The 24,076-nt window shown below is 72.9% G+C and carries 24 protein-coding genes and 1 pseudogene; 11 read left to right on the top strand and 14 right to left on the bottom strand.

Features of this window, described 5'->3' with window-relative positions:
* Positions 1-188: 188 nt before the first annotated feature.
* From ACIQ87_RS07005 to ACIQ87_RS06985, 5 genes are all read right to left on the bottom strand, one after another.
* Positions 189-1,598 carry a hypothetical protein gene (locus ACIQ87_RS07005; RefSeq protein ID WP_402402703.1) on the bottom strand — a complete coding sequence of 470 codons (1,410 nt, stop codon included), beginning with the start codon at positions 1,596-1,598 and terminating at the stop codon, positions 189-191.
* Positions 1,599-1,618: 20 nt separating this feature from the next.
* Complete coding sequence (locus tag ACIQ87_RS07000; RefSeq protein ID WP_402402700.1) at positions 1,619-1,963, bottom strand: hypothetical protein; 345 nt, start codon at positions 1,961-1,963, stop codon at positions 1,619-1,621.
* Between the two features lie 285 nt (positions 1,964-2,248).
* A complete protein-coding gene (locus ACIQ87_RS06995) occupies positions 2,249-3,427 on the bottom strand; it encodes an ATP-binding protein (protein WP_402402697.1) in 1,179 nt (392 codons plus the stop codon).
* Positions 3,421-4,077 carry a response regulator transcription factor gene (locus ACIQ87_RS06990; protein WP_402402694.1) on the bottom strand — a complete coding sequence of 219 codons (657 nt, stop codon included), beginning with the start codon at positions 4,075-4,077 and terminating at the stop codon, positions 3,421-3,423. Before ACIQ87_RS06990 ends, ACIQ87_RS06995 begins: the two co-directional genes overlap by 7 nt.
* A gap of 299 nt (positions 4,078-4,376) precedes the next feature.
* Positions 4,377-4,814 (bottom strand): hypothetical protein, encoded by a 438-nt coding sequence (locus ACIQ87_RS06985; RefSeq protein WP_402402691.1) that lies wholly within the window; start codon positions 4,812-4,814, stop codon positions 4,377-4,379.
* Between the two features lie 283 nt (positions 4,815-5,097).
* Here ACIQ87_RS06985 and ACIQ87_RS06980 point away from each other — a divergent pair, with 283 nt between their 5' ends.
* Positions 5,098-5,331, top strand: a complete 234-nt coding sequence (locus ACIQ87_RS06980) for a hypothetical protein (RefSeq protein ID WP_402402688.1) — start codon at positions 5,098-5,100, stop codon at positions 5,329-5,331.
* 4 nt (positions 5,332-5,335) lie between these two features.
* Here ACIQ87_RS06980 and ACIQ87_RS06975 read toward each other — a convergent pair whose 3' ends face one another.
* From ACIQ87_RS06975 to ACIQ87_RS06960, 4 genes and pseudogenes are all read right to left on the bottom strand, one after another.
* Entirely contained in the window at positions 5,336-5,845 is a 510-nt protein-coding gene (locus ACIQ87_RS06975; protein ID WP_402402686.1) for a GNAT family N-acetyltransferase, read from the bottom strand.
* Positions 5,846-5,910: 65 nt separating this feature from the next.
* Positions 5,911-6,504 carry a hypothetical protein gene (locus ACIQ87_RS06970; RefSeq protein WP_402402683.1) on the bottom strand — a complete coding sequence of 198 codons (594 nt, stop codon included), beginning with the start codon at positions 6,502-6,504 and terminating at the stop codon, positions 5,911-5,913.
* Between the two features lie 59 nt (positions 6,505-6,563).
* Positions 6,564-7,209, bottom strand: a pseudogene (locus ACIQ87_RS06965) (LuxR C-terminal-related transcriptional regulator).
* Complete coding sequence (locus ACIQ87_RS06960; RefSeq protein WP_402402680.1) at positions 7,197-8,396, bottom strand: sensor histidine kinase; 1,200 nt, start codon at positions 8,394-8,396, stop codon at positions 7,197-7,199. Before ACIQ87_RS06960 ends, ACIQ87_RS06965 begins: the two are co-directional and overlap by 13 nt.
* A gap of 113 nt (positions 8,397-8,509) precedes the next feature.
* Between ACIQ87_RS06960 and ACIQ87_RS06955 the strand changes: the two genes are divergently transcribed.
* From ACIQ87_RS06955 to ACIQ87_RS06940, 4 genes are all read left to right on the top strand, one after another.
* Positions 8,510-9,841 carry a serine hydrolase domain-containing protein gene (locus ACIQ87_RS06955; RefSeq protein WP_402402677.1) on the top strand — a complete coding sequence of 444 codons (1,332 nt, stop codon included), beginning with the start codon at positions 8,510-8,512 and terminating at the stop codon, positions 9,839-9,841.
* Positions 9,842-9,899: 58 nt separating this feature from the next.
* Positions 9,900-10,292: a hypothetical protein gene (locus tag ACIQ87_RS06950; protein WP_402402674.1), complete on the top strand. Its 393-nt coding sequence runs from the start codon at positions 9,900-9,902 to the stop codon at positions 10,290-10,292.
* Between the two features lie 67 nt (positions 10,293-10,359).
* Positions 10,360-11,682 (top strand): M64 family metallopeptidase, encoded by a 1,323-nt coding sequence (locus ACIQ87_RS06945; protein ID WP_402402672.1) that lies wholly within the window; start codon positions 10,360-10,362, stop codon positions 11,680-11,682.
* A gap of 272 nt (positions 11,683-11,954) precedes the next feature.
* Positions 11,955-12,563 carry a hypothetical protein gene (locus ACIQ87_RS06940; protein ID WP_402402669.1) on the top strand — a complete coding sequence of 203 codons (609 nt, stop codon included), beginning with the start codon at positions 11,955-11,957 and terminating at the stop codon, positions 12,561-12,563.
* A 143-nt stretch (positions 12,564-12,706) separates the two neighbouring features.
* Here the strand turns inward: ACIQ87_RS06940 and ACIQ87_RS06935 are convergent, their stop codons facing one another.
* Complete coding sequence (locus tag ACIQ87_RS06935) at positions 12,707-15,103, bottom strand: lamin tail domain-containing protein (protein WP_402402666.1); 2,397 nt, start codon at positions 15,101-15,103, stop codon at positions 12,707-12,709.
* Positions 15,104-15,405: 302 nt separating this feature from the next.
* The gene (locus ACIQ87_RS06930) at positions 15,406-15,846 is read right to left on the bottom strand and encodes a hypothetical protein (RefSeq protein ID WP_402402663.1); all 441 of its coding nucleotides are present in this window, start codon (positions 15,844-15,846) and stop codon (positions 15,406-15,408) included.
* 455 nt (positions 15,847-16,301) lie between these two features.
* On the opposite strand from ACIQ87_RS06930, the gene ACIQ87_RS06925 reads away from it, so the two are divergent.
* The 4 genes from ACIQ87_RS06925 to ACIQ87_RS06910 all read left to right on the top strand — a co-directional run bounded on the left by ACIQ87_RS06925 (position 16,302) and on the right by ACIQ87_RS06910 (position 19,665).
* Positions 16,302-17,465 (top strand): Rieske 2Fe-2S domain-containing protein, encoded by a 1,164-nt coding sequence (locus tag ACIQ87_RS06925; RefSeq protein ID WP_402402660.1) that lies wholly within the window; start codon positions 16,302-16,304, stop codon positions 17,463-17,465.
* Between the two features lie 289 nt (positions 17,466-17,754).
* Entirely contained in the window at positions 17,755-18,396 is a 642-nt protein-coding gene (locus ACIQ87_RS06920; RefSeq protein ID WP_402402657.1) for a hypothetical protein, read from the top strand.
* A 32-nt stretch (positions 18,397-18,428) separates the two neighbouring features.
* On the top strand, positions 18,429-19,076 hold the full coding sequence (locus tag ACIQ87_RS06915) for an RICIN domain-containing protein (protein ID WP_402402654.1): 648 nt from the start codon (positions 18,429-18,431) through the stop codon (positions 19,074-19,076).
* Positions 19,077-19,200: 124 nt separating this feature from the next.
* Complete coding sequence (locus ACIQ87_RS06910; RefSeq protein ID WP_402402651.1) at positions 19,201-19,665, top strand: SRPBCC family protein; 465 nt, start codon at positions 19,201-19,203, stop codon at positions 19,663-19,665.
* 23 nt (positions 19,666-19,688) lie between these two features.
* Here the strand turns inward: ACIQ87_RS06910 and ACIQ87_RS06905 are convergent, their stop codons facing one another.
* Together ACIQ87_RS06905 and ACIQ87_RS06900 are read right to left on the bottom strand one after the other, a co-directional pair.
* Positions 19,689-20,051, bottom strand: coding sequence for a cupin domain-containing protein (locus ACIQ87_RS06905; protein WP_402402648.1), 363 nt, complete (start codon positions 20,049-20,051; stop codon positions 19,689-19,691).
* 204 nt (positions 20,052-20,255) lie between these two features.
* Positions 20,256-20,672 (bottom strand): hypothetical protein, encoded by a 417-nt coding sequence (locus ACIQ87_RS06900; RefSeq protein WP_402402645.1) that lies wholly within the window; start codon positions 20,670-20,672, stop codon positions 20,256-20,258.
* Between the two features lie 139 nt (positions 20,673-20,811).
* Between ACIQ87_RS06900 and ACIQ87_RS06895 the strand changes: the two genes are divergently transcribed.
* Positions 20,812-21,765 (top strand): TIGR03557 family F420-dependent LLM class oxidoreductase, encoded by a 954-nt coding sequence (locus ACIQ87_RS06895; protein WP_402402642.1) that lies wholly within the window; start codon positions 20,812-20,814, stop codon positions 21,763-21,765.
* A 17-nt stretch (positions 21,766-21,782) separates the two neighbouring features.
* Positions 21,783-23,546 (top strand): glycoside hydrolase family 15 protein, encoded by a 1,764-nt coding sequence (locus tag ACIQ87_RS06890; protein ID WP_402402639.1) that lies wholly within the window; start codon positions 21,783-21,785, stop codon positions 23,544-23,546.
* Between the two features lie 15 nt (positions 23,547-23,561).
* Here ACIQ87_RS06890 and ACIQ87_RS06885 read toward each other — a convergent pair whose 3' ends face one another.
* On the bottom strand, positions 23,562-23,825 hold the full coding sequence (locus tag ACIQ87_RS06885) for an HAD family hydrolase (RefSeq protein WP_402402753.1): 264 nt from the start codon (positions 23,823-23,825) through the stop codon (positions 23,562-23,564).
* Positions 23,826-24,076 lie beyond the last annotated feature (251 nt).

The following is a 24,076-nucleotide window of genomic DNA, read 5'->3' as shown; positions in this document are numbered from 1 at the left end:
CGGGGGTTGCTCCTTCTGCACGGGGGTGTTGGGTCCGTGGCTGATATCGGCCCCGCGCTCGCGGGGGTTGCTCCTCGTCGACGGCGTCAAGATGACCGAGGACAACATCGGCCCCGCGCTCGCGGGGTTGCTCTCTGTCACTGCGACAACTCCCCCTCGGGCTGGTCGTCATCAGGACAGGGACCCCGCTACCGGCGGCCGACGATCGCGGTGGCCGCGGTGTGGCGGGAGGCCGGGTCGTGCGGGCTGCCGGGCGTCCTGGCCACGATCGAGCCGGCGGTGAATTCCCACCCCGGGGTCTTCGTGCTGTCCAGGGGGGTGCGGGCGACGACGTACCCCGATCCGTCCGGGGTGGCGGCGACCTCGCTCAGCACGGCGTTCCCGTCCTGGTGGGAGGCCCGCAGGCTGTTGTACGCCCGGTAGTAGGTCGGCCCGCTGTCGCGCATGGGACCGGCGAAGGCCGTGGGGGTCAGGGAGGTGTCCCCGGGCGGGCCGAGGCTCGTGAAGACGATGCTCGCCGTCGGCTTCGTGGGGTCCGCCCTTCCGGCTGCGACGGCCAGGCCGCGTGCGGCGGCCGCGTCCGCGGGGAGGGTGCCCACCGCCGGGTTCGCCGGGATGTAGGAGGCGATGTTGGTGGCGGTGTCCGGGTTGCCGTAGGCGATGACGGCGCCCGGCGCGTGCGGCACTCCCCGTGGATCGTCCACGCTGAGCAGGAGCTGGGGCGGCACGCCGGGGATGTCGATCTGCTTCTGCAGGGCGTTGAGGCCGTCGAGGTTCGCCTGGGTCACGTTCGGCGTCCGGTACGGGTCGGCGAGCTCCTGGGCCATCTGGGTGCGCAGCTGGGGCAGCCAGGCCCGGTTGGCCTGGTCGCGCGTCTCGGCGGGGAGGCCGTCCATGGCCCCGATCCGACCGGGGTGGTCCTGGAGGAGTTGCCGGCGTGTGCTCTCGGGCAGCGAGTCCCACCACTTCCGGTTGGCGTCGGGTGTCGATGCCGCGCTTCCCATGTTCTGGTCGACGCTCTTGTCGAGCTCGCCGGCGGACTTGTTGGCCTCGGCGACCTTCGCCGGGTCGTAGTCCCCCTCCCCCTTGGCGATGTAATCGAAGCTGCTCAGGGCCTTCGACAGGCGTTCGTCGACGGCCTGCGCGTCCGTACAGAGCAGGGTGACGGCATCCACGAGCCGGTCGCGGGCGGCCTCCACCTCCTTGCGCCACTCGGGGTCGTTCCGGGAGTGCTTGTCGGGGGGCAGGATCTGCACCACGGGCACGGTGTTCACATCGGCGGCGACGATCTCCAGGCAGTTGCCGGCCGCCTGCGTGACGAGCTCCTTCTGACGTGCCTGCAGGAGGAGGATGCTGTCGACGGCGTCCGTCAGCATCCGGCGCAGGTCCTCGGTCATCTGGTCGACGAGGAAGAGCTGGTTGGTGCGCTCCTGGAGTGCGGTGTCGGTCGCGTTCGAGGCCTGGCCGTGCCAGCTGGAGTCGGCCAGGTTGCGCTGCATCGTCTGCCAGCCGGCGATCCGCTCCTTGAACTTGCCCTCGAAGGTGGCCAGGGCCCGCACGGTCGCCTTGAGCGTGCCAACGTCGGCTACCTTGATCATCCCCCAGTACTGCGGCCCCATCAGCCCTGTCCCCCCGCCGCGTTCTGTGCCCCTGCCCCGGCCCCAACCCCGGCCCCACTGACCGTCGAAGCGGCGGTGCCGTCCACGGCCTCGTAGGACCGCGCCATGACGGACAGGTTGCCGGCCGCCTGTTCCAGCCTGCTGGTGGTGATGAAGTAGATGTGCCTGCCCAAGTCGTGGACGGCGCTCTTGGCCGGCCCTTCGAACCACCAGGACGACAGGCCCAGCTCCGGCGGCTCCTGGCCGAACTCCTGCGACCAGTCCTGGCTGATCCCCTTCGCCACGGCGTAGCCGGCCGTCGACGCGTCCCGCAGGTCCTGCGGGTTCACTCGGAAACCTGACATGGCACCAATTCTCTTGTCCCCCAAGGGTTACGCGGATCGCGTAACCGAACCGGCGCCCAGCGTAACCGACGAGCCCGAACAAGCCCAGGGCTCCCAAACGCAGCCGCAACAACGCAGGCACCACGACAAGTGCCCGCCCGGCGGGATGCGGACGGGCACCGGAAGGGGTGGGCCTACTGCAGAGGACGTCGTCACGGGCCCAGGCGGTGGTGAGGACGCGGCGGATCGACTCGTCGTCGGTGTCGTCGGCGAACGGGGGCTGCCAGGGCTCGCGCATCTGATCGGCTATGCGACGGCGGCAGTCGGACCGGGCAGGCGGATGTGGGTGGTGAGGCCGCCGTCGGGGTTGGCTTGCACGGTGAGGGTGGCGTGGTGGGCGGTGGCGATGGCCTGGACGATGGACAGGCCCAGGCCGGATCCGCCGGCGGGGGTGTTCAGCCGGGGGCGGGGGCCGCGTCGGAAGGGTTCGAGGAGTTCGGCGACGGTCGCGTCGTCCAGTCGCGGTCCGGTGTTGTGGATCCGGAGCCCGTCCTCGTCGACATGGATGTGCACGGTGCCGCCGGGGTGGTTGTGGGTGACGGCGTTGGTGATCAGGTTGCGGGCCAGGTGGGCGAGCAGGACCGGGTCGCCGTGGGTGGTGGCGGGCCGCTGGGTGAGGTGGATGGTGACCTGTGCGGTGTGTGCGGCGTCGGCGGCGGCGTCGGTCTCGCGGGTGACGAGTGCGGTCCAGTCGACGCTTTCGCGGGTTTCCGGGCCGTGTCGGCCTTGGGCGAGCAGGAGCAGGCCGTCGATGAGTTTCTCGCTGCGGCGGTTGGCGTCGAGCAGGTCGTCGCGGATCTGGTCGAGTTCGGCCGGTTCGGGATCGTGGAGTGCGACCTGGATCAGGCTGCGTTGGATCGCGAGTGGGGTGCGCAGCTCGTGGGAGGCGTTGGCGATGAAACGGCTCTGGGCGTCGAAGGAGGTCTCCAGGCGGTCCAGGAGGGCGTTGAAGGTGTCGGCGAGGGCGGTGATCTCGTCGTGGGGGGTGGTGGTCTCCAGGCGCTGGTGGAGGTTGGCCGCGCCGATGTGGCGGACGGTGGTGGTCATCCGGTGTACGGGCCTCAGGAGGCGGGCGGCGGTCCACCAGCCGACCAGGGCGGCCAGGGCGGCGGCCACGGCCAGGGCCGCGAGGGACCACAGGAGCTGCTGTTGGGCCGCGGCGTCGGTGACCTGCCGGCTGACCGTGGTGGCGATGGTCCCGTCCGCGCTGAACACCGTCGTACCCGGTGAGGCGTGGCCGGTGGCGGGTTGGGCCGGCGCCATGGCGGCGGGTTGGCCGGCCGAGTGCGCGATCCGCGCGGCGAGGGCGTCGGTGCCGTGCCGGGTGAGCAGGTAGACGGCGGTCAGCAGGAGGGCGCCGAGGCTGAGGAAGGCGGTCCCGAAGACGACGGCGATGCGGGTGCGGATGGTGCGGTGTTTCAGCACAGTGCGTAGCCGGTGCCGGGGAGTGTGCGGATCGGGTCGGGGGTGCCGAGTTTGCCGCGGAGTCTGCTCATGGTGACGCGGATGGCGCCGGTGAACGGGTCCGCGTGCGCGTCCCAGACTCGTTCCAGCAGCTCCTCCGCGCTGACCACTCCCCCGTCGGCCTCCATCAGCACGCGCAGCACCCCGAACTCCTTCGTCGTGAGGGACAGCGTGCGGCCGTCGCGTTCGGCGCGGTGACGGACGGTGTCCAGGGTGATGCCGGCGCGGCGCAGGCGCGGCGGCGTGGCGGGGGCGATCCGGCGGCCCAGGGCCTGGACGCGGGCGACGAGCTCGGGGAACTCGAACGGCTTGCACAGGTAGTCGTCCGCCCCCAGGCCCAGGCCGCGGACCCGGTCGTGCAGCGTTCCGGCGGCCGTGAGCATCAGGATCCTGGTCCGTGCGCCGGAGGCGACCAGCGAGCGGCACAGTGTGTCGCCGTGCACACCCGGAAGGTCGCGGTCCAGGACGAGAACGTCGTAGTCGGTCAACTCCGTCAGATCACGGGCCGCATCCCCGTCGAGCACCACGTCCACCGCCATGCCCTCACGACGCAACCCCGTGCCCAACATCCTCGCCAGGACGGGCTCGTCCTCGGCCACCAGCACCCGCATCCCGCAACCCTCCATCTCTCACCGGACCAGGACACACCCCGACACCCACGCGGCCCGCCCGGAGCGCCGCGACGGCGGCCGGAGCGGCCGGGGCGGCCACGGCAGCCGGGGCGGTCGCGGCGGCCCGAGTCGGCGGCGTGCCGCGGTGTCGTCGCTGTCAGTCGGCCCTCACTGCGGCACATCGCACGGGTGGCGCCACCTCCCCGGACGGGAGGTGGCGCCACTCCGGCGTCAGCGCGTGGTCACCGGGGCCGTGGTCGTGGATCCGAACGCCGACGACCCTGGCGACCGGAAACGTCCTACTTCTGGACCGGCTGGGCGGGAGCGCGGTCCTTGCCCACGGAGGGATCGGTGTCACTGAAGGTCACGTGACCGTCCTTGTTCACCGTAGCGTACTTACCCGCACCACCGGAGGGCTGGGCGGGGACGCCGTCCTTGCCCGCGGACGGGTCGGTGTCACTGAAGGTCACGTGACCGTCCTTGTCCATGGTCGCGTACTTGCCCTCACCACCGGAGGGCTGGGCGGGGACGCCGTCCTTGCCCGCGGACGGGTCGGTGTCACTGAAGGTCGCGTGGCCGTCCTTGTCCATGGTCGCGTACGTGCCCGCACCACCGGACGGCTCGCTGCCGCCGTCCGGGCTCTGCGCGGTGGCGACGCCGCACACCGCGAGCGCGGTGAGTGCCCCGCCACCGAGGACGAGGGTGGTCTTGCGGCGAAGGTTCCAGCTGAGGTTCATGATCTCTGTCCTTCCGTAGACGCCCCTTGTGGCCGTCTGCGGTACCCACCTCACCAGTCACGGTGTTTCGGCAGCGTCTCTCCGTTCTTTAGGTGATCATTACTCCGGCCGCCCCGGAGTTTCGGTGTCAGTCCCAACGAGCACAATGAAGTACCGCCGCCGGTATCGGACAGTCCTGGCGCGGCTGATCCCGCCGCCCGCGGACTCCACGAGCGCGACACGCGAAGGCCGTTCAGCCGTCCACGACGCACATCGTGCGGCACGTCACGGGGGGAGCACTCGGATGAACTTCATGGGCTTCATCGTCATCGTCGCCATCGTCGTGATCGTCTTCAGGATCGCCGCCTGGATGCGGCGCCGCGACAACGCGGACCGGAAGTCGCGCTACACGAGCGGAAGCGGGGACAGCGGCGGAGGCTGGAACGGGAGCGACGGCGGCGGGGGCCACGGAGGCGGCCACTCGGGCTGCGGAAGCAGTTGCGGGAGCAGCTGCGGAGGCGGTTGCGGCGGAGAGTGAGCCCCTACGCCAGGTCCTTGCGCAGGAGCGTGCACATGGTCTCGTACCTGCGGATCGAGCCGTCGGGCGCCTCCTCGTCCCACGCGTCGGGCTTCCGGTCGAAAGCCGTGTACCCGAGTCGCTCGTAGAGCGCGCGGGCCCGGGGGTTGTCGTCCTCCACACCGAGTTCGGCGCGCCGCAGACCCCGCGCCCGGATGCGGTCCTCCGCGGCCCGGACGAGCAACGAACCGAGGCCGCAGGACTGGAGGGCCGGGAGCACGGCCAGCTGCCAGAGCGTGCCCGCGCCCGGGGAGACGCGGTAGTCGACGCCACCGATCGCCACGGGCAGGCCGGCCGCGGTGCGGACGGCCAGGTAGTCCACCTCGCCGGCCTCCGCCCGGGCCAACTCGCGGGCGACCTGGCGCAGATGGGCCGCGGACCCGGACCAGGTGCAGTACGGCAGGTCGGCGGGCGTCAGATCGCGGACGTGAACGGATACGACGATGTCGGCCGCTCCGGTGTGAGGGGAGGTCATGTCTCCATCCCATCAACGCGAGGACGTTTCCGCGACGGGATATTCACCGTGCGAAGCCGCCGGGCTCAGTCGTACAGTGTCACGCCGGGCAGCGGGCTGCCGGTGGCGTCGAACAGGGCGGTTCCGCAGTCGCAGTGCTCGTCGGCCAGGGTCTCGGCCGGGGGCAGGTCCCAGACCAGCATCTGCGAGCAGTCCGGGCAGTCCAGGCTGACCAGGGCCGCTTCGGGTGCCGCGCCCCAGGGCCGTACCGGCAGGCCCCGGTACAGCAGTCCGGTCGGCTCGCGCTCGCCGGTGGGGGCGACCAGGAGCTCGTAGGTGTCGGTGCCGTCGTCCCACACCGCGAGGGTGAAGCCGAGCTCCGCCAGCACGCCGGACAGGTGGTCGAGCCGGCGGACCGGGAGATCGCCGCGGCGCGGCGTCGGGTCGCTCTCGACCGCGCGGTCGACCCCGCCGGCGTCGAAGGCCTCGGTGTCGGAGGCCTCGGTGTCGACGCCGGTCGGCTCGGCGCCGAAGGCCCGTACCCGGTCGGCCGCGAACGCCGCCAGCGCGCCCGGGTGGTCCTCGCCGGTCCAGTCCATCGTGAACATCACGCTGTCGACGCCGACTCCCCGGGCCCGCTCGCCGGGGGTCAGGAACAGTTCTGCCACTTCGTCCGTCACGGCGGTCACGCTATCAACTGCCGGACGGCGAGACGGCGTACGGTCCCCACGCGGCCTCCTCAGTGGCGGCTGAGGTAGCTGAGGACGGCGAGGACGCGGCGGTGGCCGCTGTCGGCCGGCGCGAGGCCGAGCTTGGCGAAGATGTGGCCGATGTGCTTGTGGACGGCGTTGTCGGTGATGACGAGGCGGGCGGCGATCGTGGTGTTGTCCTGGCCTTCGGCCATCAGGGCGAGGACTTCGCGTTCGCGTGGCGTGAGGGCGGCGATCGGGTCGTGGGCGGGGCGGGTGAGGAGTTGCCCGATCACCTCGGGGTCCATGACGGTCTCGCCGGCCGCGACCCGCCGCAGTGCGTCGGTGAACTGGCTGACCCGGCCGACCCGGTCCTTGAGGAGGTAGCCGACGCCGCCGCGGCCGTCGGAGATCAGCTCGCCTGCGTACTGCCGCTCGACGTACTGGGAGAGGACGAGTACGGGCAGTCCGGGGTGCAGACGGCGGGCGCGGATGGCGGCGTGGATGCCCTCGTCGCGGAAGGTCGGCCGGGAGCCGGACGTCGACGATGGTGACGTCCGGGCGGTGTTCGGCGACGGCGGCGGCGAAGCCGGGGGCGTCCTCGGTGATCGCGACGACCTCGAAGCCCTTGGCGGTCAGCAGGAGTTCCAGCCCGCTGGACAACAGGACGTTGTCCTCGGCGATCACGATCCGCACGGCAGGCTCACCGTGATCGTGGTCGGTCCGCCGGCCGGGCTGTGGAGGCGGACGGTGCCGTCGAGCGCCAGGACGCGGTGGCGGATTCCGGCGATGCCGGTGCCCAGTGTCTCGTCGGCGCCGCCGACGCCGTCGTCGGTGACCTCGATCGCCAGCCGGTCGCCGTCGCGTGCGACGCGGACGGTGCTGCGGGTGGCCCGGCTGTGCTTGGCGGCGTTGGTGAGCGCCTCGGCGATCGTGTAGTAGGCGACGGCCTCGACCGCGGCGGGGGCGGCGCCGTGGGCGGCGAGGCCGTCGGGGTCTTCGGGGTCTTCGGGGTCTTCGGGGTCTTCGAGGTCGAGGGTGGTGTCGATCGCCGAGCGGGCGGCCAGCGCGGTCAGCGCCCCGGCGAGGCCGCGGTCGGCGAGGATCGGCGGGTGGATCGTCCGGATCACCGCGCGGAGTTCCGCCATGGCCTCCTCGGCGTTCTCGTGGGCTTCCGCCAGGAGCCCGGACACCAGCCGGGGGTCGTCTTCCAGCAGTTCGCGGGCCACGCCCAGCCGCATCACGAGGGCCACCAGCCGGGCCTGGGTGCCGTCGTGCAGGTCGCGTTCGATCCGGCGGAGTTCCGCGCCGTGGGCGTTCATGGCCTCCGCCCGCGTCCCGGTCAGCGTCTCCACCCGCTGCGCCAGCCGCTCGGCGGTCGAGGGGGACAGCATGGCGACGCAGGTCCGGGCGTGCAGGCGTGCCAGCGGGGGGACCAGCCAGTACGTCAGCGCCGCGAAGGCGACGGCTTGCGCGGTGCCCAGGGTCAGCGCCGTCCCCCATCCGGTCAGGGGGACGCCGGCGGCGAACCCGCCCGCGGGGGTTCCCGCGGGCAGGGCCCACCACAGGGGCACCGTGACGGCGGTGGTCACCGCGTTGCCCGCGCAGAGCACCACGACGAGTCCGAAGGCCACGCTGGTCACGATGCAGACGCAGAGCCAGCCGAGGACCCGCCACGGACCGACGCGGACGGCGCCGGAGCGCGCGGAGCGCAGCAGCCGGTCGGCGTGGCGGCGGTGCCAGGACGCCCAGGCGCGCGCCGCTGCCGGGACGGCGAGTACGGGCAGCGCGAGCACGGCGAGCGCGGCGGTGCACAGGCTTCCCAGCAGGTAGCCCAGTCCACGCCAGGTCTCCGACAGCCGACCGGCCCCTTGGTCGTTCATTCGCCCAAGTCTGGACCATGGGAACCGGGCCTGGCATTACAGCCCACTACCCTCTTTTCCGACCGGTGAGCGGTATCGTCCGCCCGTCTCCCCCGGACCTAGCGTCAACGCCCATGACGAACAAGGCGAGCACGACGAACACGGCGAACACGGCGAAGACGACGAGTTCACCGATCCACGCTCCACGGCGACGCCGCCGACCGGCCCGACGGAACCTGACGCTGGCCGCCGTCGTGGCCCTGGCCCTCTCCGCCGGTGCGCCCGGCGCGATGGCCACGCCCGGCGCGACGGCCGCCCGGCCGTACGACGACCATGACCGGCTCCAGCTCCAACTCCGGCTCCAGCACAGGCTCCAGCAGCGGCTCCAGCGCGACGCCGACGCGATCACCGCGGTCGGCGCCACGGGCGTACAGGCCCGTGTGGCCACCTCCGACGGCCTGCCCCTGACCGCCACCAGCGGGGTCGCCGACCTGACGGGACGACAGTCGGTCTCCCCGGACGGGTACTTCCGGATCGCCAGCATCACCAAGACCTTCGTGGCCACCGTGACCCTGCAACTCGTCGGCGAGAACAGGCTCTCCCTGGACGACCCGATCGAACGGTGGCTGCCCGGTGTGGTGTCCGGAAACGGCAACGACGGTCGCGCGATCACCGTCCGCCAACTGCTCCGGCACACCAGTGGCATCCACGACGACTATCCGGACTACACCTCGGCGGAGGACTTCCGGGAGCACCGGAACGACTCGTACACGCCCGAGCAGATCGTCGCCCGGGCGATGAGCCACAGCCCGGACTTCCGGCCCGACACGGGCTGGAACTACAGCAACACGGGTTACGTCCTGCTCGGGATGGCCATCGAGAAGGTCACCGGGCGCCCCTGGTACGAGGAGGTCGGGGAACGGATCGCCCGGCCGCTCGGCCTCGACCACACCTTCCGGCCGGGCACCTCGCCCACCCTGCCCCAGCCGCACGCCGAGACGTACCAGAGGTTCCGGGCCGGCGAGCCGTTCGTGGACGTCACCGAGCAGGTCGGGCCGGGCACCAACGGGGAGGCCGGGCTCGTCTCCACCACCGCCGATCTCAACCGGTTCTTCGGCGCCCTGCTCGGCGGCCGGCTCCTGGCGCCCGCTCAGCTGGCGCAGATGCAGCAGACCGTCCCGGTCAGCGCGGCGTTCGAGCGGTTCATGCCGGGTGCCCGCGCCGGGCTGGGGCTCTTCTCTCGCCGGCTGCCCGGTGGCGGGGAGTACTGGGGCCACGAGGGCGGCGACGCCGGCTGGATCAGCTCCGTCGGTGTCACCGCCGACGGCCGGCGCAGCGTCGCGCTCTCACTGTCGGGCGTCCAGGCGGACAGCGAGAAGGACGTCGTCCGGGTGGCGGGGGCCGAGAGCAGGCTGGTTGAGGACGCCCTGCGCGCGCCGGAGGAGGCCGGCCCCCGGGGGCGGTGAGGCCTCGCCCCGGCCGACGTCCCTGCACCGGTGAACCTCCCGGCTGGTACCGTCCGGCATGGACTTCTCCAGCGCCGGAACGGACGGGCCACGGCCGGACGCCGCCGCCGCGGCCCGTGCCGCGGCCCCTGCTGTGGCCCCTGCCGAACTCGCCGACAACGTCTGGGGTTCGCTCTTCTCGGCCGTGGACGCGCAGCGGGCGGCCGAACGGTTCCACTGCGCCGGCTGGCGGGTCCGGCGGTCCTCGTGGACCGAGTTCGAGGTCGAGAGCGCGTTCGCCGAACTCCGGCTCCTGCCGCTGGAGCCCGTGACGTTCAGCGGGTTCGTGGACCCCGACCGCATCGACGCCCTCCTGGCGGCGCTGGAGGCGATGGGCCTGTCCTTCGGTGTCGAGTTCACCGACGCGGACGGGCGCGACCACCTCCACCGCTCGGCCGACCGGTCGAACTGACGCATGATTGTCAGGTTCTCGGCATGGGAAGGGTGCAGGCCACAGACCGCTTCCCGGGAGGACACCCGTGCACCGCACCACCGCCAGGACCACCGCCACCAGGACCACCACCGCCCTGCTCGCCGCCGTACTCGCCGGAACGGCCCTCGGGGCCGCGCCCGCCTGGGGCCGTCCGGCGGACGGGCCACACCCGGTCCACCAGGTGGAGGTGTTCGCCGAGGACGGCGGCATCTCCCGCGCCCAGGCCCCGGCCGGCTCCCCCTACCTCGCCGGCCGCCCCCAGGGCGTGGCACCCGCCCAGAACGACGGCGAGGTGACGGCACTGGTCCACAACGGGGAGCCGGCCGCCAAGCTGGACGTCGTGGTGATCGGCGACGGCTACACCGCACAGGAGCAGGAGAAGTTCCGCGCGGACGCGACCGCGAAGTGGAGCGAGCTGACCGCCGTCGAGCCGTACGCGGCCTACCGCGGGCTGTTCAACGTCTGGGCGGTGTCGGCCGTCTCGCCCGAGTCCGGGGTCACCGGCGACCCCGACCAGGCGACGGTGCGGCACACCGCGCTGGGCTCGTACTTCTGGTGCGACGGCGTGGAGCGGCTGCTCTGCGTGGACGAGAAGGCCGTCGAGTCGTACGCGGCCAGGGCCCCGCAGGCGGACTTGGTCCTCGTGGTGGCCAACACCGCGAAGTACGGCGGCGCCGGCTACAACGACGTCAAGTCCCCGGTCGGCTACGAGGGGATCGCCACCGTGGCCGGCGGCAACGCCAGGTCCGGGCAGATCGCGGTGCACGAGATCGGGCACTCGCTGGGCAAGCTGGCCGACGAGTACGCGTACGAGGGCCAGGGGACGTACCAGGGCGACGAGCCCGCCGAGGCCAACATCAGCACGCTGACCGCCGAGCGGATGCGGCAGCAGGGCACCAAGTGGGCACGCTGGCTGGGCCAGGCCTCGCCGGACGGCGGCACGGTCGGCACCTACGAGGGCGGCGGCTACTACCCCACCGGGCTCTACCGGCCGACCGAGAACTCGATCATGCGCTCGCTCGGACGGGAGTTCAACCTGCCCGGGCGCGAGGCGATGATCGCGGGCTTCTACCGCCACGCCACCCCGCTCACCAGCCCCACCCCCGCCGGCAGCCGGCTCACCGCCGCCGACCGCCTCACCGTCGACCTCCCGGTAGCCGGCACCCGGCTGCGCTGGTACCTGGACGGGCGGGAGCTGCCCCGGCTCGCCGACCGCACCTCGCTGGACCTGGCCGAGCTCAAGCTGACCGGGCCGCGCTCCCGGCCGCACGCCCTCACCGCCGTCGCCACCGACCCGACCCCGGCCGTCGCGGACCCGGCGCTGCGCGCGAAGCTGACCGCGAGCCTGTCCTGGCTGGTGGCGCGCTAGGCACCGTCGCAGCACCAGTCGTACCGCGCACCAGCGTCGACGGCCGCGGTCGGCCGGCGCCCGACCGGACCCCCGCCCCGACGGTGTCGGCGGCGGGGGTCCGGTCGAACTTCCACGGAATCCACACGACTTGGCGGATTCGTGGGGCGGTCGTGACGGAGCCGTGCTAGAACCTTCGGCGGGCCGCAACTCCGGTTGCCGGCCCACCCGGTACCGCATGTCCCGATGTTCCCGCGCCGCACCTGGTGTCCGGCCACGACCCTGGGAGAACCATGCCCACCGCACACACCCGCCCCGTTCGCCTGCTGCTCGCCGCACTGGCCGCCCTCGCCCTGCTGCTCACGGGCGGCGCGGCCACCGCGCCCTCCGCGAACGCCTCCACCACCTCCACCACCAGCCTCGACGGCGCCTGGGCCTGCGACGTCCCCGCCGGGTACGTCTACGACCAGGTGTCGATGAACCGCAGCTGTAGCGGCGGCGGCAGCTGGAACTCGCCGCAGTTCCACCTGCGGACCCCCTACGACGGCCTGACGGCCTGCAGGAGCGCGTCCGGCTTCGTCTACGACGCCATCACCTGGGGCAGCGCCTGCAGCCAGATAGCGGGCGTGCAGTCCAACCAGTTCCACCTGCGCAAGCCGGTCGACGGACTGGTCGCCTGCGTGGGCACCCCGGAGTTCACCTACGACTACCTCGTCTGGGGCACCACCTGCAACATGACCACGGGCGGCGGCCAGTCCAACGCCTTCCACCTCCGCAAGCCGTACAGCGGACTCTGGGCCTGTGACGTCCCCAGCGGCTTCACGTACAGCACGACCACCCAGAACTACGACTGCAGCACCTACCGGAGCGCCACCTCCACCAAGTTCCTCCTGCTCGGCTGACTGCTCGGCTGAGCGGTCCCGCACCGAAGGACGGGAGCGGGAAGTCGGCCGGGCCGACTTCCCGCTCCCGTCGTCGCTTCGAGGCACGTGTCGCCGGACCGGGCCGTACGTCCGGTCCCCGTCCGGCGACGCCGGGAGAACCGTTACGGCAGCGGGATGCGCACCACCTGCGGGTCGTGGTCGCTGAGCTGGGTGCTGAACTCGCTGTTGATGTGCACGATGTCGTAGCTGTACGAGGTGGCCGCGAGCGCGCCGGAGATCAGGATGTGGTCCAGCACCTGCGAGTTGCCCTCGTACACGTAGGTGTAGCGCTCGGGCAGCGGCAGGGTGCGCGGCAGGTCGGTGAGCGAGCCGCCGGCGGTGAGGATGTCGGCGGTCTGGGAGAACTCGAAGTCGTTGAGGTCCCCGAGCACGACGACCGAGGCCTTCGGGTCCACCGCCAGGATCTGGTCGGTGAAGTTCTTCACCAGGGTCGCCTGGTCGTGGCGCTGGCTCTCCGAGGGGTGGGCCGGCTGCTGGTAGCGGCCGAACAGGGGCTGGTCGCCGCCCTTGGAGTTGAAGTGGTTGGCGATCACGAAGACCGGCTTGCCGTTCCAGCGGAACTCGCCGGCCAGCGGCTTGCGGCTGGAGTTGAACGCCGCGTCGGTCGGGTCGATCCGGCCGGGCGAGTAGGCCAGCTGCGGCGTGCCGCCCGCGTTCACCACGGAGTCGGCGGTGGTGGAACCGGCGCCGGGGCGGTCGGTGAAGGAGAGGCCGCGGTCGGTGCGGAACAGGAACACCTGGCGGATGTTGCCGCCGGGCTGCCCGCCGTCCTGGCCGTCCACCGGGTCGATCTCGCGGTAGGAGTAGGAGGGGCCGCCGGCCGCGCTGATGGCCGCGGTGAGCTTGGCCAGGGTCTGGGTGGCGCTCACCGTGCCGTCGCTGGTGGCACCGCTGTTGTCCTGGATCTCCTCCAGGGCGACCAGGTCGGGCGAGCGCAGGTTGGTGACGATGCCCGCCGCGAGGCCGTCGAACTTGCTCTGCGGGTCGGACGGGGCGAGGTTCTCCACGTTGAAGGTGGCCACGGCGAGCTGGCCGGCCGTCGGCGCGGCGGTGGTCTCGGGGGCGGTGTTGCCGGGGGTGACCGCCGGGGTCGCGGTGACCTGGAGGGTGAAGTTGCCGAAGGCGTAGTCGAGGACGCCGACGGTGGCGCCGCTCAGGGTGTCACCGACGTTGGCGATCGGGGTCGGCGCGAGCGCCTTCCCGAGGACGACCCGCTCCGGGTTGCCGTCGTTCGCCTGCAGCAGGATGCCGCCCCGGTTGGTGCGGGTGCCGCTGCCCTGCGGGACGACGGGGACCTCGCCGTAGGAGTTGGTCGGGCCGACGACGGCCGCGTTGTCGATCTCGACCCGCATGCCCTCCAGGGACTCCCAGAAGTCCAGGCCGTCGGTGGCGGGCTGGAAGTTCCCGGCGGTCTCGACGTCGCCGGAGGTGACGCTGGAGATGACCGAGGACGGGGGTATCCGTCCGCCCTGGCCGACCAGGGTGGCGGCGGGCAGCGGCGCGTTGTGGGCGACCACGCTGACGCTGGGCGCGGTCAGTTCGGTGATCGACAGGTTGTTGGTGCCGCCGGTGCCGCCCGGCCGGTACTGGCTGACGGTGGCGCTGACCGTGACCGAGTCCCCGACCGCGGCCGAGGGCGCGCCGGCGGTGTAGACGTAGATGCCCTCGCTGGTGGCGGGGTCGTTGTCGGGCTGCGGGTCCTGGTACCAGAAGCCGTTGGGGCCCACGGCCGTCACCACGCCGGGCACCGCGCTGACGGCGCCGCCGGCCAGCGGGGAGACCCGGGCGGCGCCCTGGATGTCGTGGATCCGGGTGCCGCTCGGGGTACCGCCCCCGCCGTTGGAGGAGTTGCGCGGCACGGGCGCGCCGATCACGAAGTCCGTCGCGTTGTTGTCGGTGTCGGTGGCGCCGCCGCCCGCGCGCAGGGCCGCGGTGCTGTTCGACAGGTTGCCGGTCGGCGAGCCCTCGGCGGAGCCGGCGCCGGTGCCGTAGCCGACGAAGTCCCTCACCCCGGGCTGGCTCGCGCAGGCCGTGGAGCAGGTCAGCGCGGTGCCGTTGGTGACGAGGGCGACCTTGCCGGAGGTCGCGGACATGGCGATCGTGCCGGTGGCGTCCGCGGTCGGCAGGGCGGCGCCCGTACCGGCGCCGGCGGCCTCCTGGACGAGGAAGTAGTGGCCCGGCGCGATCGAGCCGGAGAGGGTGGTCTTCGTCCAGCCGGAGCCGGTGGCCGAGGCGTACTGCACCGTCCAGCCGGTGACGGACACCGGCGTGGTGCCGCGGTTGTACAGCTCGACGAAGTCGTTGGTGTACGGGGCGCCGGAGTTGCCGCCACCGCCGTACACCTGACTGATCACGATGTCGGACGACACCGCCTGCGCGACGCCGCCGGGCAGCGCCACCAGCGCCGCCACCACGGCCGCGGCGGAGGCCGCCGCCAGCGTCCGGCGCCGGACTCGCGGTGCTCTCGGGCTGATCCGGGGGTTCGGGGTGCTCCCCATGGGGCTTCCTCCTGACCACCGTCCGGGCTCGCGACCCGGCGGTGTGTGAGCACGGACAAGAAAGGTCGGGCGCTGCGGTTGTAGCAGCGCCACCAGATCCCTACCGTCTGCACCGGGCAACGGCCAGGCATACGCCGGAAGAACGTTTCTACGCGCGACAAGTGGGAGGAGGCGCTCCGGGTGGTGCGGGTCAACTGCCTTTCCCCGTGGGGGCGCTGACCCGCCCGACGGGAACAGCACGCGGCCCGGTTCCGGCAGCGGGGGCTGCCGGAACCGGGCCGGGCCGTGTCGCGTCGGGCGGCTCAGTTCGGACGGTGCTGCTCGGGTGTCGGTGCGGGCGCGGGCGCAGGTGTGGACGTCGGCGCGGGCGCAGGTGCCGCGGGCGCAGGTGCCGCCGTCGGTGTCGACACCGGCCGGGGCGGGCGTCGACGCAGCGGCGCCAGTTCGCGTTCCAGGGCCCGCACGTCCAGCGCTATCCGGGACGCCGTCTCGCGCGGAGCGGTACCGGCGGGCAGCCGGCGCGACCAGGAACGGGGCTTGGCCGGGCCGTCCTGGACCATGTGGAAGTTGAGCCGCAACACGTCGGCGACGTCGACCAGGCTCACCAGGATCCTGATGTCCGCGAGCTCGATGCTGACTTCGTTCCCGATGCACGAACAGGCCACCAGGCCCTCGATGTCCTCCTCCGCCAGGTACCTGGCCAGGGGTACCGCCTTCCCCCGGACCAGAAACGGACGTTCCACCGGAGTCACCGGACCGCCTCCTCCTCCAGCAGCTGTGCGCGCCTCGGCCGCGGCGCAGGCGCACCGCAACAGACCGGGCCCGGCCCATGCTCCACCACATCCGACCGGATCGCCAACTCCGTGTCTCACCACGTGAATTGGCCGAACGCACCGACCCGGCGCACCGGCGCACACCCCAGCGCACCGGACCGGCCCGACGGCCTCGACGGCGGCAGCGAGCGCACGGCCGGGGGACGCTCGCGCACCCGACCCGCACAAGGCGGACGGGCGGCCGACCGGCCTGAACTCATCGAATTTTCAAGCGTATCTATTTCTAACGGATCATCAGACTTGTTGCAGATCAGGGAGGTTGTCCGTGCACGTTCTCCCGATCCATGGATAGCATCTGAATTCCATTCTGTTCGAGCGCTAATCGCCTGGGAGGGGCGGCGCCGGGCAGACCGACAGGAGTCTTCATGCGCGTGTCCAAGCACGTCCACCCCGTCAGCAGCCGTCCGACCGCGGCCGACATCGCCCTGCCACCGGCACTGCCCTATCCCGACGGCTGGTCCGCACTCGCCTTCTCCGCCGAGCTCAAGCCCGGCACCGTCCTCACCCGCCGGCTCGCGGGCGAGGACGTCGTGCTGTACCGGCTGCGCAACGGCCGCATCCGCGCGATCCGCCCGTACTGCCCGCACCTGGGCGCCCACCTCGGCCTGGCCTCGGTCGAGGGCAACGACCTGGTCTGCCCCTTCCACAAGTTCGCCTTCGACGCCGAGGGCCGCTGCGTGCGCACCGGGTACGGCACCCAGCCGCCCAAGGCGGCGCTGGCGCAGCTGCCGGTGCGCGAGGTCAACGAGTCGGTCTTCGTCTGGCGCCACCACGACGGCCGGGAGCCGGACTGGGAGATCCCCGCCTGGCACCGGATCGGCGACGGGCGGCAGCCTCTGCGGTACGCCTCCTTCGAGATGCCCGGCCACGCCCAGGACGTCATGGAGAACTCCTTCGACCTGGGGCACTTCATCACCCTGCACGGCTGGCCGCAGGGCGAGCTGGCGGCGCCGGTGGAGTTCGACGGCACCGGCTTCCACATCTCGATGCTGGTCCGGGAGACCTTCCCGCTGCTCGGGATGCGCGAGGTCCACGTCGAGGTGGACGGGTACGGCCTCACCGCCCTCCACACCGACGTCCACACGCCCTCGCTCGGCCTGCAGATCTGCTCGCTGGTCATGGCCACCCAGGTCGCGCCCGGCCGGATGCAGCTGCGGCAGGCGGGCCGCTTCGTCATGTCGGAGCCGTCCGGGCTGCCGCCGGCCGTCGCCCGGATCGTCAGCCGGGCGGTCACCGGGATGCTGGCGGGCCCGATGTTCAAGCGGAACCTGGAGTTCACCTCGGCGGACTTCCCGATCTGGTCCACCAAGCGGTACGTCTCCCCGCCCCGGCTCGCCCAGGGCGACGGGCCGATCGGCGCGATGCGGCACTGGGCCCGGCAGTTCTACCCGCCGGACCAGCAGGCCCACCTGCCGGGGCCGGGCGCGCTCGCCGACCGCAACGGGTCGGGCGCCAACGGACACGGCGCGAACGGGCACGGCGCGAACGGGCAGACTCAGTCGGAAGCCTCCAACGGAGCCACCCGGTAACCCCCGACCCCGTACACGGCGGGGCGGCCCCACTCCCGGGGCCGCCCCGTCGCTTCTTGCTGCCCGGAAGCCCTCGCCGGGTCGACACCGCCACTCGGGCGCACCGACCCACTATCGGCCCCCGGCGCTCGGGAAGGCCCGTGCTGTGCGCCCGGCGGCCGCGGCCGTGCGCCGACCGTGAGGAATTCGTGACGGCCTCGCGCAGGATCGTCAACCGGGCCGGGCGGCCTCCACCGCGCCCCGCCCCCGCACCCGCACGGCCCATCGACCGGACCACGGAGGAGAACAGATGACCGACCCCCGCACCGCCCGCCGGCGCACGCTCGCCGCCACGGCGACCGCCGCGCTCGCCGTGGGCCTGCTCGGCTTCGGCACCGCCCCCGCCCACGCCGACTCCCGGCCGCCGACACCGACGTGCAACCCGGCGACGGACCAGCCCTGGGTGGACATCACCGCCTCGCAGGTCACCCCCACGGTCACCGACTACCTCGGCGTCTACGTCGCCCCGGGTACCACCGGACAGCGCTCCGAGACCCTGACCCAGATCGACTCGGTGACCACCACCGTCGACAACAAGACCGAGATCACCGCCTCCGCCAACGTCCTGTTCGGCAAGGTCGAGGCGAAGGTCGGATTCTCGGTCTCGAAGACGACCTCCAGCACCAGGTCGACCACCGTGACGAACACCTGGAACTTCAACGACCCCGGGAAGTACGGCCTCTACCGGGCGACCCGCAAGGTCACGGGCCAGTACGTCAAGTTCATCTGCGCCGAGACCGGCCCCACCACCGGCATCTGGGTCAACGCCCTGCCGAGCGGCCCCGGGACGTTCACCACCTACGAGGTCCCGGAGATCGGCTCGGTCGCCTGCGCCTATCCCGAACCCGCCGGAACGGCACGCCGGATCGTCCAGACCCTCGTCGGCTGCTGACCGTGCCCGCCCGCATCCCGACGGAGGAACCCATGACCACCCCGCTGCGACGAACGGCCGCCAGGGCCCTGCGCGCCCTCGGCGTCGCCGCCCTGGCCTCGTCGGCCGCCCTCACCGTCCTCGCCGCCCCCGCGTCGGCCTCCGCGTCGGCCTCCGCCCCCACGGTGACCGGCTTCGATCCGGAGACGAACACCCATGATTGGGAGGGCCGGAAGGACTGGGTCTGCGTGAACGGCTACTACCGGATCAGGACTCCGTTCTCGACCCCGCAGGGCAGCGACAACGTCCTCGACATGAGCCTGGCCACCCCAATGCCCGGAATCATCATCCAGCACGAATGGAACACCGGCAGCAACCAGCAGTGGGGCCTGTGCTACATCGGCTCGGGGAGCACGGCCTCCTTCGCCCTGGTGAACCGCAGGAACGGCCGCCTCTGCATGGGCATCGGGGACGCCGGCCGGCTTGACGCCTCGTGGCTCGCCGCCTTCGACTGCGGCTCCCCGCCCCCCGACCACCAGCAGTTCTCGATCATCCGCGACCCGGCCGACCGCAACCGCGTGCTGCTCCAGCTGAAGCACTCGGGCAACTTCGTCGCGGTCTCGGCTCCCGGGGAGCGGGACGCCGTGGTGGCCCAGTACTCCTACCGCGCCACCCAGTTCACCCTGGAGTGGCTGGGCTAGGCCGACTTCCGGAAGACGTCGGACGTGCGCCTGGTCGGCCGACTTCCGGAAGACGTCGGACGTGCGCCTGGTCGGCCGGGGAAGTCTCGGGCGGCCGGCCAGAGGAAGCTCTAGGGTGGCGGCCATGGCCCGCTTCGTCCTGACCCGCCGTACGCCGCTGCCGCCCGCCGAGAGCTGGGAGCGGCTGACGGCCTGGCCCCGGCACGGGGATCGGGTGCCGTTCACCCGGGTCTCCGTGGTCCGGGGCAGCGGCCGGGAGGTGGGTGACGTCGTCCTGGCCCGGACAGCGCTCGGGCCGCTGCGCTTCGACGATCCGATGGAGATCGCCGAACTGGTCGTCCCCGGATCCGGACCCGCGCCCGGATCCGGCCCGGTCGCCGGTCAGGACGGGCTGTGCCGGCTGGTGAAGCGCGGCCGGCCGGTGCGCGGCTGGGCCGAGCTGCGGGTCCGGGCGGTGGGCGGCGGCAGTGCGGCGGTCTGGACGGAGGAGCTGACGGTCGCCGGCCTGCCCGGGCTGCTCGACCCCGTCCTCGCCCGGGCGGGGCGGGTGGTCTTCGGCCGGATCCTGGACCACCTGCTGGAGCCGTAGCCGCTCGGCTGGGTGCCCGAGTCTCAGGGCCGCGGGCGGATGGTCATCCCCGGGCGTCGGCGGTGCACCGTCAGGTAGACGACGCCCTCGGGCCCGGCGGCCACACCCCGGGCGGCGCCGTGCGGCAGCATCCGCAGGTCGCCCGGGCGCAGGTCGTACGCGACGCCCTCGCAGCGCAGCGTGCCCTCCCCCTCGACACCCAGCACCAGGACATCCAGGTCGGGTTCCACGTGGTCGGCCACGGAGGCGCCCGGCCGCAGCCGCACCACGTTGGCGTCGAGCTGGCGCTCGGTGCCCGTCAACCGCCACAGCGCTCCGGTGCCGGTGGCGTCCCGCAGCAGGTCGTCCAGGTGCACGCCGTCACCCTGGGTGTCCGAGTCGGTCATGCGCACCATCATCGCAGCGGCCGACGGGGGCGCCGTCGTCCGCCCGCGCGAGTGCCTTCCGGCGGGGCCGACAAGGGCGGCGGCATCGTAGCCGCCGTTTCGCGCTTTCCGCCCCCTCGGTATTCCTGCAGTAGCAGGCTCGAAACTCACTGAATTTCGGTGGGCACAGCCTGTCCAGACTGCGTGCGGAAAAGGGCCGTCCGGTCAGTCGCCCCGGCCGCCGTAGCGCCGCCGCCACTCCCGGGCGCGGGCGTTGTGCCACTCCACGCCCTCCACGGCCTGGCGCTCGGAGAGGCCGCTCAGGCGGGCGACCACGCTCAGCGGCACGGGCTCGTCGCACCCGGCGAGGGTGCGGCAGACCTTGGCGGCCCACTGTTCCTCGGGGACGAAGGGGCGGCGGCGGTAGTCCGCGATCAGGGTGGTCAGGTGCTCCGCGGAACAGGCCAGGACGACCCGCTTCCCGTCCAGCTCGGGTTGGGTGGAGTGCAGGGCGGAGGAGTCCGGCACCAGGGCACCGAGCAGCTCGGTGCGGGCGACGGCGCGTCCGCAGTGGTCGCACAGGTCGAGGGAGTCCACGTCGTCGGCGGCGTGATCGTCAGGCGGGGGTCCGATGTCCTCCATGCCGCGCGCCTACCCCGCGCGGCCGGGGCCAACCGGCCCCTCGGGCCGGTGGGGCCACCACGCGCGCGACGCCAAGGTTTCGCGGCGCGCCGTCCGGAAAGCCGCTCCGACACAGGCCGACCGACGAACCGAGGCTGCCATGACCGCGTTCGGCTACTTCCTGTCCTGCGAGGAGTTCACCCCCGCCCAGCTGGTCGATCAGGCCCGGCTGGCGGAGCGGGCCGGTTTCACCCGGCTGGCGATCTCCGACCACTACCACCCGTGGAACGACGCCCAGGGCAACGCCCCGTTCGTCTGGGGCGTGATCGGCGCGCTGTCACAGGTGGTCCGGCTGCCGGTGACCACCCTGGTCACCTGCCCCACGGTGCGGCTGCACCCCGCCGTGACGGCGCAGGCCGCGGCCACCGCGGACGTGCAGCTCGCGGGCGGGCTGCGGCTCGGCGTCGGCACCGGCGAGGCACTCAACGAGCACGTCCTGGGCGACCGCTGGCCGCCGTTCGCGGTGCGTGCGGAGATGCTGGAGGAGGCCGTCGAGGTGATGCGTGAGCTGTTCACCGGTGACACGGTGTCCCACCACGGCACGCACTACACGGTGGAGAACGCCCGGCTCTACACGCCCCCGAAGGCGGAACGGCTGCCGGTGTACGTCTCGGCCTTCGGCCCGAGGGCGGCCGAACGGGCCGCGGAGTTCGCGGACGGCCTGGTCACCATGAGCCCGGACACCGAACTGGTCGGCCGCTACCGTGCGGCCGGCGGCACCGGGCCGGTGCTCGGCGGGGTGAAGGTGTGCTGGTCGGAGGAGCGTGAGCGGGCGGTCAAGACCGTCCACCGGCTCTGGCCGACGGAACTGCTGCCCGGCGAACTCGCCCAGGTGCTGCCCACGCCCCGCCACTTCGAGCAGGCCACCGAGCTGGTGACCGAGGAGATGGTGGCCCGCTCGGTGGTCTGCGGCGACGATCCTCGGCAGCACGCCGACCGGCTGCGCGCCTACGTCGGCGCGGGCTTCGACGAGGTGTACGTCGGCCAGATCGGCCAGGAGCAGGAGGGGTTCTTCGACTACTACCGCGAGCAGATCCTGCCGCAGGTGGCCTGAGCCCCGGGCGGTGCACCGTGAAGGCCTTCCCGCCCTGGAACCTGCGCGAGTACGCCCTGCTCGCCGACGGCGAGCGCGGCGCGCTGGTGGGCCCGTTCGGCGAGGTCGCCTGGCTGTGTGCGCCCCGCTGGGACTCCGAGCCGCTGTTCGCCGGGCTGATCGGCGGCAGCGGCGTGTACGCGGTGACGCCCGTCGGCCGGTTCGTGCCGGGCGGCCACTACGAGGACGGCGGGCTGGTCCGCCGCGGCCGGTGGATCACCGTGGACGGCGTCCTGGAGTGCCGGGAGGCGCTGGCCCTGCCCGCGGACCCGCACCGGCTGGTGCTGCTGCGCCGGCTGACCGTCGAGTACGCGCCGGTCCGGTTCCGGATGGTCCTGGAGCCGGGGACCGGTTTCGGGCCACGCCGTACCCGCGAACCCCGCCGGACGGCGGACGGCTGGCGACTGCGCACCGGGAGGCTGCGGCTGCGCTGGACGGGCGCCGACGCGGCCCGCCCGTCACCGGACGGCCGGCTCACCGCCGAGACCGTCCTGCACCCGGGCGAGCGGCTGGACCTCGTCCTGGAGGCCGCCGACCACCGCCTCGACGGCCCGCCGCCGGACCCGGAACGCACCTGGCGGTCCACCGAGCAGGCCTGGCGGGCGGCCGTGCCCGACCTCGGCCACACCCTCGACGGCCGGGACGCCCGCTTCTCCTACGCCGTGCTGCGCGGGCTCACCTCCCCCACCGGCGGCGGCATGGTCGCCGCGGCGACCACCAGCCTGCCCGAACGGGCCGCGGCCGGCCGCAACTACGACTACCGCTACGTCTGGATCCGCGACCAGTGCCTGGCCGGCCAGGCCGTGGCCGCCTGCGGGCCGTACGGACTCCTCGACGAGGCGGTGCGGTTCACCACCTCGCGGCTCGACGAGCACGGCCCCCGGCTGGCCCCCGCGTACACCGTGACCGGCGGTCCCGTGCCCGACCAGCGCACGGTCGACCTGCCCGGCTACCCCGGCGGCCACGACCGGGTCGGCAACCACATCACCCGGCAGTTCCAGCTGGACGTCTTCGGCGAGGCCCTGCTGCTGTACGCGGCCGCCGCCGAGCACGACCGGCTGGACCCCTCCGCCCGCGCGGCGGTGCGCACCGCCGCCACCACCATCGCCCGGCGGTGGCGCGAACCGGACGCCGGGATATGGGAGTTGGAGGAGCGCGCCTGGACCCACAGCCGGCTGATCTGCGCCGCCGGACTGCGCGCGATCGCCCGCCCCGGGGCCGCCGGACCGGCCGGCGTCCCGGACGGGCTCGCCGCGGACTGGAGCGCGCTGGCCGACCGGATCCTCGCCCACACCTCCCGCCACGCCCGGCATCCCTCGGGCCGCTGGCAGCGCTCCCCCGGCGACCCGGCACCCGACCTCGCACTGCTGCTCCCGCCCGTCCGCGGCACCCCGGCCGCCGACGACCCGCGCACGGTCGCCACGCTGCGGGCCTGCCGCCGAGAACTCACCGACGGGCACTACGCCTACCGGTTCCGGCACGACGAACGCCCGCTCGCCGAGGCCGAGGGCGCCTTCGTACTGTGCGGCTTCCTGATGGCACTGGCCCAGCACCAGCAGGGCGACCCGGTCGAGGCGGCCCGCTGGTTCGAGGCCACCCGTGGGCTGTGCGGCTCGGCGGGCCTGTTCTCGGAGGAGTACGACATCGCCCAGCGCCGGCAGCGGGGCAACCTGCCGCAGGCGTTCGTGCACGCCATGCTGCTGGAGTGCGCGGCCCGCCTGGCCGGGCCGCCCGACGGGTGACAGCCGCGGCGGGGCTCAGCCCGGGGGCCGGGCGAGCAGGCCGCGGTCGAGGTCGGCCAACAGTTCGCCGGTGTCGCGGTGGACCTCGGCGGCGCCGGCGCCGAGGAGTTCCTGGGCGGCGAAGCCTCCGCTCTCCACGGCGACGCACGCCACCCGTGCCCGGTTCGCCGCCGTGACGTCCCAGACGGTGTCGCCGACGAAGACCGCGTGTTCGGGCCCGGTGCCCGCGCGCTCCAGGGCGGCCCGGACCAGGTCGGGCGCCGGTTTGGTCGCGGACACGTCCTCGGCGGAGGTGGCCGCGGCGATCACGTCGTCCGCGGCGGTCGGTCTCCTCGGCGAGGGTGACCCGGTTGTCCGGTTGGGGCAGCAGTTCGGCCATGGCGCCGAGGGTGGCCCAGTGGACGTAGTCGGACAGGTAGGTGCGCAGGTCGGCGCCCCAGTGGCCCTGGGCGACGACGTGTTCGGCCCAGGTGATGGGCAGCGGGGAGATGTTCTGGATGGTGAAGCCGCGCTTGTAGGGCTGGTGCGGG

The sequence above is a fragment of the Kitasatospora sp. NPDC096204 genome (assembly GCF_044763205.1).
Lineage (GTDB): Bacteria > Actinomycetota > Actinomycetes > Streptomycetales > Streptomycetaceae > Kitasatospora.
Note: the sequence above shows the minus strand (reverse complement) of the source record. Positions and strands in the feature narration are given on the sequence as shown.